The following is a 13,958-nucleotide window of genomic DNA, read 5'->3' as shown; positions in this document are numbered from 1 at the left end:
TTCAAATGCCAACGGACCCAGCGGAATCGTACGAGTCGGCCCCGATAGCCCCGCGCTATCCCCGGTTGCCATCATCCGCCGGCCCGTTGGTGTGCCCGAAACTCCTGCGTGACCGGTCGTTCACCACCCCACACGAACGAGTAGGAGCCCCCCCACATGAAGGCGTCCCGTACGTCCTCCACGTCCGCGAAGACCTCCCGGCGGCTGCTGGCCCTCGCGCTCGGCCTCGGCCTGGCCTCCGCCGCCCTGGGCACCGCTACCCCGGCGAGTGCCGAGACCGCCCGCTCCGCGCCGTCCGCCTCCGCCGCGTACGCCCAGTACGCCGGCTCCGCGGAGAGCGCCGCCAACAACAAGGCGTTCTTCGAAGCGGTGCTGAAGTCCGTCGCCGAGAAGCAGGCCGCCCACCCGACCCTCCAGTCGGTGACTGTCTACTACAACGCCTCCCAGGCGCCGAGCTTCGCCTCGCAGATATCCAATGCGGCCTCCATATGGAACAGCTCGGTGTCCAACGTCAAGCTTCAGGCGACGTCGGGCAGCGCCGACTTCGCGTACTACGAGGGCAACGACTCGCGGGGCTCCTACGCCTCCACGAACGGCCACGGCAAGGGCTACGTCTTCCTCGACTACGCGCAGAACCGGCAGTACGACTCGATCCGGGTCACCGCCCACGAGACCGGCCACGTGCTGGGCCTGCCGGACCACTACAGCGGCCCCTGCAGCGAGCTGATGTCGGGCGGCGGCCCCGGCACGTCCTGCACCAACCGCTACCCCGACGCCAACGAGCGCGCCCGCGTCAACCAGCTGTGGGCCAACGGTCTCGCGAAGGCCCTGAAGGAGCTGGACAAGGCCAACTGACGTTCCGCCCCCCACTGGTGCGGGCCGCCCACCCCACAGGGCGGCCCGCACCGCCGCGTCCTCGAAACCTTTCGGTCACAACTGGGCTGCGGCTGGCTGAAAAACGCCGCTGAGCCTCCCCAAGTCTCAAGCACCCTGTGATCATCCCGCTTGATGCAGGCGCAGGAGCCGCACGAATCACCAGGGATGTATCCATGCGTAGACGCCGCCGTGACCAGCCCGGAGGCCCATCGGAGTCACCGACCGCCTCGGATGCGATCGCAATCAGCGTTCGGGAAATGGCCACTCTTGTGGAGATTTTCGAGTACGCCCATGCTCAAATTGCCGAATTAAGCTCCGCGGACGAAAAAACAATAGCCAGTGCCAGTGGATCCGCGCTGATACCGGCGCTGTACGCACGAGCCGGACTGGCCTCGAGCCAGCTCCGCGACGATCTCCCCCTGCTCACCGGCGAGCTTCGCCTGCTCGAGGCCGCGGTGATCAACCTCGAATCATATGAGGGCAGCGAAGTGATGCTGTGTACCGGCTACGAACTGCTGGACAGCTTCACGCAGCGCAGGAGAAACGTCCACCCTCTGCGCCTCGTGCACGGAATCCTGTCGTTCGTTTATGAAGCGCGGGGTGCCGTTGGCGGGACCGGATCGACGGTCCTGGGTGGTGACGGCCCGGTCCCGTGCGCCTAGGACGCTTCAACTGACCGTCACGATCCCATCACAGAGCCGACACGGGATCCACCATTTTCGGTCACCGGGCAGATGATGTTGTTTCGATCTCATCCTCATCACTTGTCCAAGGGGGATCATGCGCATCCGTGTCACCGCCGTCGCGGCCGCAGTCTTCGGTTGTCTCGCCCTGACCGGCTGCCTCGGCGGCTCCGGCACCGCCGAGCGCGACAGCACCGACAACACCGAGTCCGCCGCCACCCTGGGCGACCCCGACTCGACTGGCTACATCACCGAACGGACCACCACCCCCTGGCCGTTCACGGTCGCCTCCGGCAACCTCGCCTGCGCCGGCCAGGCCGTCACCTTCATCACCGCCGAAGGCACCTACGGTCTCAACAGCCGCGCCCGGCAGAAGCACCCCGGGCCCGACCCCATCTGGGCCGGCGACCCCAACAACCCCGGCAAGAACATCTCCCTGGAGGCGGTCATCGACCGCGGCCTGGAGCTCTGCAAGTAGTCCGGCCCCGCCTTCCGCCCCGGGCGCCCCACCCCTGGCGCCCGTGGCGGTGGCCCCGGGCTCGCCGGCCCATGCGGTGCGGGCCGGCCGGGCTCCGGACGGATCACCCCACGACGACCGTGGCCCCGGCCCGGGTGAGCGCGGTGCGCAGGTCGGCCGGGCAGGGCTGGTCCGTGATGAGGGTGTCGAAGCCGTCCAGCTCGCACACGCGGTGGGCGGCCGTGCGGCCGAACTTGCTGGAGTCGGCCAGTACATAGCGGTGCGAGGCGCCGGCGAGCATGGCCCGCTTGGTGGCGACCTCGTCGAGATGGAAGTCGGTGAGCCCGTAGGGGGCTATCCCGCCGGAACCGAGGAAGACGGCGTCCGCGCGCAGGTTGCCGAAGAACTCCACCGCCTGGGCGTTGGAGCAGGCGAGGTCGCCCGCCCTCAGCCGCCCGCCGCTGACGAGGACCTCCACCCGGGGCCGTGTGCTGACCTCCGCGGCCACGAGCAGGGACGGGGTGGCGATGACGCCGGCGTGGTCGGCGGGCAGTGCGCGGGCCACCTCCAGAGCGGTGGTGCCCACGTCGATGACGACGGTCTGATTCGGCTCGATCAGCGCCGCCGCCGCCCGGCCGATGGTCTCCTTCTCCGCGGCGAGGCTGCCGCTGCGTTCACTGAAGGGCGCCTCCTCGCCGACCGGCGCCTGGGTGCTGGTGGCGCCGCCATGCACCCGGGACAGCTCGCCGCGGCGTTCGAGCAGGGCGAGGTCCCTGCGGACCGTTTCGTGGGAGACGCCGAGCAGCGTGGTCAGGTCGTCGGTGGTGACGAACTTCAGCCGGGCGATCTCGGCGACGATTCTGCGGTGACGCTCGGCGGCGAGCACGTCCCACCTCCCTGGGTGATGACCGTTTCTGTGGATCTGTGACTGCATTCTACGGTCGGCCGGTGCCGGGCCGGACCGGCACCCTCGTTTCCGAACCGGCGTCCTCGTTGTCGTACATGGTGAACGACTCTTGACGGTAGACGGGCAAGGGTCCACACTTTCAGCAACGCGCGGTCAGTAATCCACAGAAACGGTCAGATGGGTGGGTTGCCGAGACCGCTTCGGCCACGGCCCTGCGCACCCCCGCAGGCCCCGCCGCCCCCTCGGCGGACAGGCCCCGGCAGACCCCGCGCGGGGCGTCCCCGCACAGCCGACCGAGTTCGGTTGCTCACGTTCACTGGCTCTCGCACTCCACGGCGGGGCACTGTTAAACAGGGAAAGAGTCATGGCACACGCAGAATCAGGTCCCCAGAGATCAGGAACAGGCGCCCCGGGCGCGGGTGAGCCCAAGCAGATGGCGCGGGAACTCGGCTGGTACGCCTCGTTCTCCGTGGCCTTCGGGTTCGTCTCCATCGCCACCGGCATCTTCACCACCTACGGCTCGGTGCTCGCGACCTCCGGCCCGCGCGGCATCTGGGCCTGGCCGATCTCCGTGATCGGCCAGCTCTCCATCGCCCTGGTCTTCGGCGCCCTCGCCGCGCGCATCCCGATCAGCGGCTACTCGTACCAATGGGTGTCACGGATCGTGGGCCCGGTATGGGGCTGGATCATGGGATGGATCTCGTTCGCCTTCCTGGGCGTGGTCCTGATCGCCGTCGACTACACGATCGCCTCCACCATCCTTCCTGAGCTGTTCCGCTACGTCGGCACCACGCAGAACGCCTGGGTGATCACCGCCGGCGTCGTACTGCTCCAGGCACTCCTCGTCGCCGCCTCCACCCGCACCACCCACCGGGTCAACAACGTGGCCGTCACCGTGCAGCTCGTCGGCATGATCGCGCTGACCGTGCTGCTGTTCGCGGTGGGCGCCTTCACCGGCAAGCTCGACTTCGGGCACCTCTTCGACACCGGAACCGTCCCCGCGAGCGGCTACTACGGCCTGGGTGGCGGCACCACGGCCGGACCGTTCGCCCTGGCGTTCCTGCTCGGCGCGTTCACCATCGTCGGCTTCGAGTCGGCGGCCAACCTGGCCGAGGAGACCAAGAACCCGGCCCGGGTCATCCCCAAGGCCATGGTCCAGGCCGTGCTCTCGCTGGGCGTGCTCGGCTTCCTGTTCCTGGTCGCGGTCACCGCGGCGGCCGGCCGGATCGACGGTGTCGGCGCCTCGGCGACTCCCGTGGCCACCGTCATCACCGCCGTGCTCGGCTCGGTCGTCGGCAAGATCCTGCTGGTCCTGGTCGTCGTGTCGATCTTCTCCTGTGGACTGGTGATCACCCTGAGCGGCACCCGCCTGGTCTACGCGATGTCCCGCGACGAGCGCTTCCCCGGCTGGCGGCTGCTCAAGCGCCTGGACCGGCGCACCGCCACACCCCTGAACGCCTCGGTGTTCATGATGCTCATCGCGCAGATCATCCTCGCGGTCTTCTCCCGCTCCACCGACGCGCTCTTCCAGCTGTTCTCCGCCGGAACCCTGCTGCCCGCCCTCATCTACGCCGGCACCGTCGCGATGTACGCCATCAAGCGCCGCTCCCTGCCCGCGTCCCAGGGCTTCTCGCTGGGCCGCTGGGAAGTGCCGGTGCTGGTCGTCGCGGGCGTCTGGCTGGTGTACGAGCTGCTGATCTTCCGGGATGCCTCCTTCCGTGCCCCGTGGACCTACGTCCTCGTGCTGTTCGCGATCGGTGCCGTCTACTTCACCGGTCTGCTGATCCGGCGCGGCCGGGACGGGCTGACCATGCCGGACATGGCCGACGTCGACCGCGCCCTGGACACCGCCGACGGCACGCCCTCGGACACCGTCACGGAAGGGAGCGCACGGTGACCGCGATCCTCGCCATCGACCAGGGCACCTCGGGCACGAAGGCCATCGTCGTCGACCCCGAGGAAGGCACCGTCGCCATCGCCGAGGAGACCGTCCGGCCCACCTACCTCGACGGCGGAGGGGTCGAGCAGAACCCGCACGAACTGCTCGACTCCGTCCTCAACGCCGGCCGCCGCGCGGTGAGCGCGGCCGGCCGTCCGATCGCCTGCGTGGCCCTCGCCAACCAGGGCGAGACGGTCCTGGCCTGGGACCCGGCCACCGGGACCCCCCTGACCCAGGCGCTCGTGTGGCAGGACCGGCGCGCGGAAAGCGTCTGCGGTGAACTGGCCGAGCACGCCGAGAGCATCGCCCGGCGCACCGGCCTCGTCCTCGACCCGTACTTCTCCGCACCCAAGATGGCCTGGCTGCGGCGCAACCTCACCCGCGAGGGCGTGGTGACGACCACCGACACCTGGCTGGTGCACCACCTCACGGGGGAGTTCGTCACCGATGCCTCCACCGCCAGCCGCTCACTCGTCCTCGACCTGGACACCGCCGCCTGGGACGGGGAACTCCTGGACCTGTTCGGCCTCGGCGACGAGCGGCTGCCCCGCATCGCCGCCTGCGACGAGGTCGTCGGCACCACCAGGGCCTTCGGCCAGGAGGTGCCGGTGGCCGGTCTGATCGTCGACCAGCAGGCGGCTCTGGTCGCGGAGCGCTGCCTGGAGCCGGGCACCGCGAAATGCACGTACGGCACCGGCGCGTTCCTGCTGGCGAACACCGGCCTCGACCCGGTGCGCTCCAGCGCCGGACTGACCACCTCGGTGGCCTGGCGGGCGGCCGGACGGACGCCGTACTGCGTGGACGGGCAGGTCTACACCGTCGCCTCGGCGGTGCGCTGGCTCCAGGACCTCGGCCTCATCCAGTCCGCGACCGACCTGGACACCCTGGCGGCGGCCGACGCCGGGAACGTGCTGTGCGTGCCCGCGTTCGCCGGCCTCGCCGCGCCCTGGTGGGCCCCGGAGGCCACCGCCTCCTTCACCGGCATGACCCTGGCCACCCGGCGCGAACACCTCGTCCTCGCCCTGCTCCAGGGCATCGCAGCGCAGGTCGCCGAGCTGGGCACCCTGGTCGCCGAGGATCTCGGCAGGCCCCTGACCCGGCTGCGCGCGGACGGCGGACTGACCAACTCCGCCGTCCTCATGCAGGCCCAGGCCGACATCGCGCAGATGCCGGTCGACATCTACCCCCACGCCCACGCCACCCCCCTGGGGGCGGCCGCCCTGGCCCGCTGCGCCCTCGATCCGGCGCTCGGACTCGAAGAAGCCGTCGGCGACTGGCAGCCGACCACCGTCTACGAACCCCGCTGGTCCGCCGACCGGGCCGAGGAGTTCCGTACCGCATGGGCGCGGGCCGCGACGTCCCGTGCCACCGAAGGAGACCATTCATGACCGCCACCCCGCACCGCCCCCACGACGACGTCTTCGACGTCGCGGTGATCGGCGGAGGCATCGTCGGCGCGGCGATCGCACGCGAACTGTCCGGCCACGACGTCCGTGTCGCGCTGCTCGACGCCCGCGACGACGTCGGCGACGCCACCAGCAAGGCGAACACCGCGATCCTGCACACCGGCTTCGACGCCAAGCCCGGCACACTCGAATCCCGCCTGGTCGCCCGCGGCTACCACCTGCTCAGCGCCTACGCCGAAGCCACCGGCATCCCCGTCGAACACACCGGTGCCGTCCTGGTGGCCTGGACCGACGAGGAACTCCAGGCGCTGCCCGGCCTGAAGGAGAAGGCCGAGGCCAACGGCTACACGCACTGCCGGATCATCGACGCCGACGAGGTCTACGGACTGGTCCCCGACCTCGGTGAGGGGGCGCTGGGCGGGCTGACCGTGCCCGACGAGTCCATCATCTGCACCTGGACCACGAACCTCGCCCTGGCCACCGACGCCCGGCAGCGCGGCACCACGATCCTGCTCCAACACGCCGTGACCGGCGTCGACGAAGGCGACGAGGTCACCACCCTGCACACGCCCGCCGGCGACGTACGGGCCCGCTGGGTGGTGAACGCCGCCGGTCTCGGCGCGGACCGCATCGACCGCCTCTTCGGCCACGAGCGCTTCACCGTCACCCCCCGCCGCGGCGAGCTGTTCGTCTTCGACAAGCTCGCCCGCCCCATGGTGAACAAGATCGTCCTCCCGGTGCCCACCTCACGCGGCAAGGGCGTACTGATCTCCCCGACGATCTACGGCAACGTCATGCTCGGCCCCACCGCCGAGGACCTCACCGACCGCACGGACACCGCCACCTCCGAGGACGGCTTCGACTTCCTGCTCACCAAGGGCGAACGCCTCATGCCGCGCCTGCTGGCCGAAGAGGTCACCGCCAGCTACGCCGGGCTGCGCGCCGCCATCGACCACTCCGACTACCTCATCGAGGCCGCCCCTGAGCAGCGCTACCTCCTCGTCGGCGGGATCCGCTCCACCGGCCTGACCGCAGGCATCGCCATCGCCGAACACGCCCGCACCCTGCTGGAGGAGGCCGGCCTGGACCTGCGCCCGCGCGCCGAACTGCCCGAGCCGCCACGCATGCCCAACATCGGCGAAGCCGGCACGCGCCCCTACCAGGACGCCGACCTCATCGCCCGCGACCCCGCCTACGGCACCGTCGTCTGTTTCTGCGAACGGGTCACCGAGGGCGAGATCCGCGACGCCTGCCACGCCCCGGTACCCGCACGCAACCTGGAGGGACTGCGCCGCCGCACCCGCGCGATGAACGGCCGCTGCCAGGGCTTCTTCTGCGGCGCGGCCGTAGCCGCCCTGCGCGAGAAGCACCACACCCACGACGGCTGCCGCAGCCAGCACAAGGACAACCGATGACCCACCAGCCGCCCCTGACCACGCCCGACGTCCTCATCATCGGCGCCGGACCCGCGGGCCTGACCGCAGCGGCCGAACTGGCCGGACGCCGGGCCGGCCGCGTCCTCGTCGTCGACCGGGAGCAGGACGCCGGCGGCATCCCCCGGCACAGCGACCACACCGGCTACGGCCTGCGCGACCTGCGCCGCGTGATGACCGGCCCCGCCTACGCCCGCCACCTCGTGCGGCAGGCCACCGGGGCCGGAGCGGAGATCCGCACCCGCACCATGGTCACCGGCTGGGCCGACGAACACACCGTCGACGTCACCAGCCCCGACGGCCGCTACCGGATCCGGCCGCGCGCCATCGTGCTGGCCACCGGCGCCCGCGAACGGCCCCGCACGGCACGCCGCATCCCCGGCGACCGCCCCCACGGCGTCTACACCACAGGCCAGTTGCAGAACCTCGTCCACCTGCACCACCAGCCCGTCGGCAAGCGGGCCGTCATCGTCGGCGGCGAACTCGTCAGCTGGTCCGCGGCCGTCACCCTGCGCGAGGCCGGCTGCACCCCCGCCCTCATGGTCAGCCAGTACCCGAAGGCGGAGTCCTACGCCGCCTTCAACGCGGCCGGACGCACCGTGCTGCGCGTCCCCGTCGCCACCCGCACCCGCGTCACCCGCGTCATCGGCAAGGGACGCTGCCAGGCCGTGGAGATCGAGCACCTCGACACCGGCCGGCGCCGTACCGTCGCCTGCGACACCGTCGTCTTCACCGGCGACTGGATCCCCGACCACGAACTCGCCCGCTCCGCCGGCATCACCCTCGACGAAGGCACCCTCGGCCCGCTCACCGACACCGCGCTGCGCACCAGCCGCCCCGGTGTCTTCGCCGCGGGCAATCTGCTGCACCCCGTGGACACCGCCGACGTCGCCGCCCTGGACGGCAGGCACGTCGCCCGGCAGGTCGTCCACCACCTCAACGGCGAGGACCGGCCGGCCGAGGGCGTCCGCCTGATCGCCGACGCCCCCTTCCGCTGGGTCGCCCCGCAGATCCTGCGGCCGGGCGACCCCGCACCCGCCCGGGGGCGCCTGCTGCTGTGGACCGACGAGTTCGTCCGCCTCCCCAAGGTGACCGTCCGTCAGGACGGACGGACCCTTGCCCGCCGCACCCTCGCCTGGCCGGCCGCTCCCGGCCGCGTCTTCCGGGTCCCGGCCGGTCTGCTCGACGGCGTCTCGCCCACCGGCGGCCCGGTCCACATCGGTCTCGGCTGATCCCGGCACGCCCGGTCGCGGGCACCGCGATGCCCTTGTGTCGAATGTCGCTCTCTCCCGGGTGAACCGTTTGCTGCTGACAAGAGTGAGCAAGCGGTCCCATGGACGTCCGCGTGCCCAGGACGCCCGGGAGAGAGGAGACCCAGATGGTGGACAAGGAAGACGGCGCCGCCCCGGCGGATGCCGATCCCGAGGCTCTCAAACGCCACCGGACACTGTTCAGGGCCGTCAGGCGGCGCCGGAACCCTCCACTGCGGCGCACGGACATCACCGTCACCGACGAGGCGGCCGTGCAGCGGGCGGTGAAAGCCGCCTCGCTCGGCAACGCCATGGAATGGTTCGACTTCGGCATCTACAGCTACCTGGCGGTCACCATCGGGCACGTGTTCTTCCCGTCCGGGAACGGCACCGTCCAGTTGCTGTCGTCGTTCGCGACCTTCGCGGTGTCCTTCCTTGTACGTCCCCTGGGCGGCATGGTCTTCGGCCCCATGGGGGACAGGATCGGCCGCAAGAAGGTCCTCGCCCTGACCATGATCATGATGGCGATCGGCACGTTCGCCATCGGCCTGATCCCCTCCTACGCCTCGATCGGCTTCTGGGCCCCCTTCCTGCTGATCCTCTTCCGGCTGGTGCAGGGCTTCTCGACGGGTGGTGAGTACGGAGGCGCGTCCACGTTCATCGCCGAGTACGCGCCCGACCGACGGCGAGGCTTCTTCGGCAGCTTCCTCGAACTCGGCACGCTGGCCGGCTACATCGGCGCGGCCGGCCTGGTGACGCTCCTGACCGCGCTGCTCGGCAACGCCGGCATGGACTCCTGGGGGTGGCGCGTACCGTTCCTCGTCGCCGGCCCGATCGGGCTGATCGGCCTGTACCTGCGGCTGCGACTGGACGAGACGCCCGCGTTCCGGAAGCTGGAGGACGACTCCGTGCACCGGGCGTCCGAGGCGGCCTCCACGGTGGAGGCGACCGCCAGGGGAGACCTGGCGAAGATCTTCCGGAACCACTGGCCGACGCTCGTCCTGTGCGTCTGCCTGGTCGGCGCGTACAACATCACCGACTACATGCTGCTCTCGTACATGCCCACCTACCTCTCGGACCGGATGGGGTACTCCGAGACGCACGGCCTGCTGATCCTCATCGGCACCATGGTGGTGCTGATGCTGCTGATCAACCAGGTCGGCAAGCTGTCCGACCGGCTCGGCCGGAAACCCGTCCTGATGACCGGCATGCTCGGCTTCCTGCTCCTCTCCGTCCCGGCCTTCCTGCTGGTCGAGCAGGGCAGCCTGGCCGCCGTGTCCGCGGGGATGCTGATGCTCGGACTGTCGCTGGTGTGCCTGCTCGGGACGATGTCCGCGGCGCTGCCCGCCCTGTTCCCCACCCAGGTGCGCTACGGCTCCCTTTCCATCGGCTACAACCTCTCCGCCTCCCTCTTCGGCGGGACGACCCCCCTGGTGATCACCGCCCTGATCTCGGTCACCGGCAGCGACCTGATGCCCGCCTACTACTCCATGGCCGCGGCACTCGTCGGCGTGATCTCGGTGGCCTGCATGAAGGAGACGGCACGCCGGCCCCTGGAGGGCTCCCCACCGGCCGTCGCGACCCCGGAGGAGGCCGCGGAGCTGGTGGAGGGTCAGGCCCCGCTGCCCAGGTTCTGACGCTGCCCAGGTTCTGACGGGCCGGCACGAGAGCGCGGGCGGGCGGGCGGCGGGACCCGGCCCGGCGGGTCCGGGTCCCTGCACGTACGATCAACGGGCCCGTCCCGTCGCAAGGAGCGCCAGCCCGTGACCTCCGTCGTCGCGCCGTCCACCGCTGCCGGACTGCCGGCCCCGCGGCGGCTGACCCGCACCGAGGACGGACTGCGGCTGCCCACGCTGGTGTGGCGCGCCGGCCCGGGATGGCGGATGGTCAGCAACGCCGTGCTCGGTGGCGGCATCGGAGAGCGCCGCTGGGTCCTCAACGCACAGGTGGCCCACGGCTACCGGCGCACCGACCCCGAACGCCACCTCGCCGAGATCGCCGAGGCGGCCGGCCTCGACGGCGTGGGAGTGGGCCTGATGACCGCCGCCGACGTCACGGCTCACGGCAGCGCGGAGGACGGCGGGGCCACCGCGGTCGCCACCGCCGGCGTCCGGGTGCGCGGATGGGCCGCCTCCCCTGAACCGGGGGCGGACGGCCGTGGCACGCCCGGCACGATCAACGTCGTCGCCGCGCTCCCGGTCACCTTGTCGGACGCCGCACTGGTCAACGCGGTGGTCACCGCGACCGAGGCCAAGGTGCAGGCGCTGCTGGAGGCGGGCTACGACTGCTCGGGCACCCCCACCGACGCTGTGTGCGTGGCCGCCCGCATCCCGAGCGACGACGAAGAACTCCATACCTTCGCCGGCCCGCGCTCGCTCTGGGGCGCCCGCCTGGCACGCGCCATTCACGGGGCGGTGCGCGCGGCCCTGCCCGTCCCCGGGGAGTGAGGAACGCCCCTGACGGCGCCGCTGCAACCATCGGCTGTGACGGGTTGGGTGGCCGGAGCCAGTGCGCCTCGGGAAGCTGCAGCGCGAGCGTCTCCCGGTAAGGCGAGCACGTGCCTGACCGGAGCCCAGCAGTGGACACCGAGGCGCACTGTGATCACAGTTGGTGCGACACCTCCCAGTGGGCTGCGGGAAGAACCTTGGTGTAGTACTGGTTCGGGGTGTTTCCCGTAGCGCTGCCGAGTCGCGGGTCCTTGCGGAGGATTTCGCTGTAGCCCTTGAAGACCGCCATTGACATGTGGAGGCAGTTGTTGGTGGCGACGTTGTAGCCGCGCTTCTTCACCGCGCCATACCAGGACTGGGCCCTCTTCGCGTCACCGTCCTTGGTGTTCACGCACCGATAGCGCGTGTAGTACCGCGCGTTCTCGTGGTCCTTGTCACGCACGGACGTGAAGTACGCGTGGGCCTTCTCCCACGTGCCGCCCTTGATCCAGCCGGCGATCGGTGCGTCGTTGGTGCTGCCGAACGAGCCGTAGACCCAGTGGTTCGCCTCCCCGCGAACCTTGACGGCGAAGGCGGCGTGCCCCGCTCCGTAGGCCCCCTCGGGGGCCTCGAACATGCACGCGCGCCCCAGCGGAGCGGCCTGTGCCCCCACCGGGGCGGTCACCGCGCCCACGGTCAGAAGAGTGAGCGCGCCGACCACCGGCGCCGCGATCCGGGCCATCGGCTTCCTGACGATCCTCATGTCACTGGTCCCTTCGTGTAGGTGACGAACCTGTCCCCGAACGCCCTCTCGAAGCGGGCGAACGGTTCGATACCCGCACTTTTGCCGCTGGCTTGATGACCCGCCACACTTCTGCCTGCCGGTCAATGACCGGTCATCAAGAAAGCCGGATCGAGGAGCGATTGAGTGGCCAGTAACCAAGGTCGGCAGGAGAGCCCGATCGACCCCGAGGGCGGCCCCCTGGCGCTGTTCGCCCTTGAACTCCGTCAACTGCGAGAGCGGTGCGGCCGTCCGACCTACCGGCAGTTGGCGACATGGTCGGCGAAGGTGGGCAGCCCGTACTCGGACACCACTTTTTCCACCGCGGCCAGGGGCCACACCCCTCCCTCCCGCGAGGTCGTTCTGGCCTTCGTGCGGGCATGTCTGGCCTATGCCAGGACCGGCCGGCAGCAGACGGCCCGCGCGGTCGGTGAATGGACCGCGCGCTGGGAGGCGTTGGAGGCCGAACTCAACGCTGGAGCAGTCGCCCAGCCGCCTTCGGACCTTTTCGCCCCATCCGAGGCGGCCCCTTCGGCCCCTCCGCCGCTCAGGCCGGTGGCAACGGAAGACCAAACGGCGGAACCGCTCGAACCGCCGTCGGCCACGCCTGCCGTCCCCCGGACCCCGAGCCGCCGTGGGAAGCAGGTGCTGGCTACCGTCGTCGGCCTCGTGGCTCTCTGCGGGCTTGTGCTCGTTGCACGTCACATCGCCGCGCCCGGCTCGGCGGTCGCGGACTCGGAATACACGGTCGAGGCATCCGTCGCCACTCAGCCGACTTCCGCCGGCCTGGGCGGCAACAACCGGTGCGGCCGGCCCCGCTACGTGGACGGTGTGGCATGGACTCCATGCACCCGTGCCGACGGCGCTAGGCTCGTCTTCGCCGTGCAGATGACCAACACCGGGCCGGACCCGGTCACCGTCAAGGCCAAGCTCGCCTACGTCCGAGCCGCGGTCGCCCACACCTGTCCGGGTGTCTGGGGCAGAGGGGTGGAACTCACCGTGGCACCCGGCAAGACAGTGGTCAGCCCCCTGGCGGAGTGCACGGTGGCCAAATTGCCGGCCACCGCGTTCCAGGCCAAGGCCTGGGTGATCACGTCCAGCGACTACTCCTGGGGATACCGGGAGATGTCCCAGACCATCCATGTCCAACCAGACGGCCGGACAGCGCTCTGGGCCGACGAGTCTTGATCGCCGAGCGATCAGGGCGGCGACGGCCCGAGCGGTCCGGTCCGCCCCTCTCCCTCGGTATCTCTGCTGCGCACACCCATGACAGCCAGGGACTGGAACCGTCCTAAAGACTGAGCGGGAGTGAGTCCTGTTGCCAGGACCCGTGCTCAGCCGCGTGCCCCGAACGGTGTTGGGCACACTGGTCTCCCGCTTTCGCTCTCACGTCCGGTGCAGCGGGTCGTGCCCGTTGTCCGGGGACGGAGGGGCGGGTTTCCTCACGCCCCGGGACGCCTGGTCGGGCCTGGACGGTCCGATGCCCCGCACGATCGCTCTGGTCGTGCGGGGGTGGTGCCGTCCGTCGCCGGACCGGGTGCCCTCACGGAACCAGCGATACGCGGTCTGCGGATGCACGCCCTGCGTCCTCGCCCATTCCGTCAGATTCACACTCTGACAACGGCACTCACCCAAACATCGTTACGCTCACTTACCCGACCTACTGCTCGTTTCACAATGAGTTGAGCCTCAGGCCTTGCACTCAGTGATCTTGGTCGGCAGGGTGTCCGCGTGCGCTTTGATCTTGTTCCGGATGACCTGTGGGAGCATGTGGCTCCGCTGCTGCCGCCTGCGCCCGAA

General features: G+C 70.4%; 12 protein-coding genes and 2 pseudogenes. 11 read left to right on the top strand and 3 right to left on the bottom strand.

Features of this window, described 5'->3' with window-relative positions:
- The first annotated feature begins 156 nt into the window (after positions 1-156).
- The 3 genes from snpA to CG719_RS29690 all read left to right on the top strand — a co-directional run bounded on the left by snpA (position 157) and on the right by CG719_RS29690 (position 2,037).
- Positions 157-855, top strand: coding sequence for a snapalysin (snpA, locus tag CG719_RS29700; RefSeq protein ID WP_100571804.1), 699 nt, complete (start codon positions 157-159; stop codon positions 853-855).
- Between the two features lie 278 nt (positions 856-1,133).
- Positions 1,134-1,538 carry a hypothetical protein gene (locus CG719_RS29695; protein ID WP_100571803.1) on the top strand — a complete coding sequence of 135 codons (405 nt, stop codon included), beginning with the start codon at positions 1,134-1,136 and terminating at the stop codon, positions 1,536-1,538.
- Positions 1,539-1,656: 118 nt separating this feature from the next.
- On the top strand, positions 1,657-2,037 hold the full coding sequence (locus tag CG719_RS29690) for a DUF2511 domain-containing protein (protein ID WP_100571802.1): 381 nt from the start codon (positions 1,657-1,659) through the stop codon (positions 2,035-2,037).
- 103 nt (positions 2,038-2,140) lie between these two features.
- On the opposite strand, the gene CG719_RS29685 is transcribed toward CG719_RS29690, so the two are convergent.
- Positions 2,141-2,902: a DeoR/GlpR family DNA-binding transcription regulator gene (locus tag CG719_RS29685; RefSeq protein WP_100571801.1), complete on the bottom strand. Its 762-nt coding sequence runs from the start codon at positions 2,900-2,902 to the stop codon at positions 2,141-2,143.
- A 385-nt stretch (positions 2,903-3,287) separates the two neighbouring features.
- Between CG719_RS29685 and CG719_RS29680 the strand changes: the two genes are divergently transcribed.
- The 6 genes from CG719_RS29680 to CG719_RS29655 all read left to right on the top strand — a co-directional run bounded on the left by CG719_RS29680 (position 3,288) and on the right by CG719_RS29655 (position 11,398).
- Positions 3,288-4,820, top strand: a complete 1,533-nt coding sequence (locus tag CG719_RS29680) for an APC family permease (RefSeq protein WP_199836833.1) — start codon at positions 3,288-3,290, stop codon at positions 4,818-4,820.
- Positions 4,817-6,250: an FGGY family carbohydrate kinase gene (locus tag CG719_RS29675; protein WP_100571799.1), complete on the top strand. Its 1,434-nt coding sequence runs from the start codon at positions 4,817-4,819 to the stop codon at positions 6,248-6,250. The genes CG719_RS29680 and CG719_RS29675 overlap by 4 nt, the downstream gene beginning before the upstream one ends.
- Positions 6,247-7,683 carry an NAD(P)/FAD-dependent oxidoreductase gene (locus tag CG719_RS29670; RefSeq protein ID WP_100571798.1) on the top strand — a complete coding sequence of 479 codons (1,437 nt, stop codon included), beginning with the start codon at positions 6,247-6,249 and terminating at the stop codon, positions 7,681-7,683. The genes CG719_RS29675 and CG719_RS29670 overlap by 4 nt, the downstream gene beginning before the upstream one ends.
- Positions 7,680-8,933 carry an NAD(P)/FAD-dependent oxidoreductase gene (locus CG719_RS29665; protein ID WP_199836832.1) on the top strand — a complete coding sequence of 418 codons (1,254 nt, stop codon included), beginning with the start codon at positions 7,680-7,682 and terminating at the stop codon, positions 8,931-8,933. The genes CG719_RS29670 and CG719_RS29665 overlap by 4 nt, the downstream gene beginning before the upstream one ends.
- Before the next feature lie 146 nt (positions 8,934-9,079).
- Positions 9,080-10,588, top strand: a complete 1,509-nt coding sequence (proP, locus tag CG719_RS29660) for a glycine betaine/L-proline transporter ProP (RefSeq protein WP_100571797.1) — start codon at positions 9,080-9,082, stop codon at positions 10,586-10,588.
- A gap of 126 nt (positions 10,589-10,714) precedes the next feature.
- A complete protein-coding gene (locus CG719_RS29655; protein ID WP_199836831.1) occupies positions 10,715-11,398 on the top strand; it encodes an adenosylcobinamide amidohydrolase in 684 nt (227 codons plus the stop codon).
- Between the two features lie 154 nt (positions 11,399-11,552).
- Here the strand turns inward: CG719_RS29655 and CG719_RS29650 are convergent, their stop codons facing one another.
- Positions 11,553-12,140 carry a hypothetical protein gene (locus tag CG719_RS29650; protein WP_159024978.1) on the bottom strand — a complete coding sequence of 196 codons (588 nt, stop codon included), beginning with the start codon at positions 12,138-12,140 and terminating at the stop codon, positions 11,553-11,555.
- 165 nt (positions 12,141-12,305) lie between these two features.
- Here CG719_RS29650 and CG719_RS37605 point away from each other — a divergent pair.
- Positions 12,306-12,530, top strand: a pseudogene (locus CG719_RS37605) (hypothetical protein); the annotation flags it as partial.
- 510 nt (positions 12,531-13,040) lie between these two features.
- Positions 13,041-13,346, top strand: a complete 306-nt coding sequence (locus CG719_RS36810) for a hypothetical protein (RefSeq protein ID WP_234375815.1) — start codon at positions 13,041-13,043, stop codon at positions 13,344-13,346.
- A gap of 103 nt (positions 13,347-13,449) precedes the next feature.
- Here CG719_RS36810 and CG719_RS36805 read toward each other — a convergent pair.
- A pseudogene (locus CG719_RS36805) lies at positions 13,450-13,701 on the bottom strand (IS200/IS605 family accessory protein TnpB-related protein); the annotation flags it as partial.
- Positions 13,702-13,958: the final 257 nt, after the last annotated feature.

The sequence above is a fragment of the Streptomyces sp. CB01373 genome (genome assembly GCF_002803075.1).
In the GTDB taxonomy this organism is placed as follows: Bacteria; Actinomycetota; Actinomycetes; order Streptomycetales; family Streptomycetaceae; genus Streptomyces.
Note: the sequence above shows the minus strand (reverse complement) of the source record. Positions and strands in the feature narration are given on the sequence as shown.

Coding starts and splice junctions, on each gene's coding strand:
- snpA (WP_100571804.1), top strand. CDS start 157: ATGAAGGCGTCCCGTACGTCCTCCACGTCCGCGAAGACCTCCCGGCGG.
- CG719_RS29695 (WP_100571803.1), top strand. CDS start 1,134: ATGGCCACTCTTGTGGAGATTTTCGAGTACGCCCATGCTCAAATTGCC.
- CG719_RS29690 (WP_100571802.1), top strand. CDS start 1,657: ATGCGCATCCGTGTCACCGCCGTCGCGGCCGCAGTCTTCGGTTGTCTC.
- CG719_RS29680 (WP_199836833.1), top strand. CDS start 3,288: ATGGCACACGCAGAATCAGGTCCCCAGAGATCAGGAACAGGCGCCCCG.
- CG719_RS29670 (WP_100571798.1), top strand. CDS start 6,247: ATGACCGCCACCCCGCACCGCCCCCACGACGACGTCTTCGACGTCGCG.
- CG719_RS29665 (WP_199836832.1), top strand. CDS start 7,680: ATGACCCACCAGCCGCCCCTGACCACGCCCGACGTCCTCATCATCGGC.
- proP (WP_100571797.1), top strand. CDS start 9,080: ATGGTGGACAAGGAAGACGGCGCCGCCCCGGCGGATGCCGATCCCGAG.
- CG719_RS29650 (WP_159024978.1), bottom strand. CDS start 12,140: ATGAGGATCGTCAGGAAGCCGATGGCCCGGATCGCGGCGCCGGTGGTC.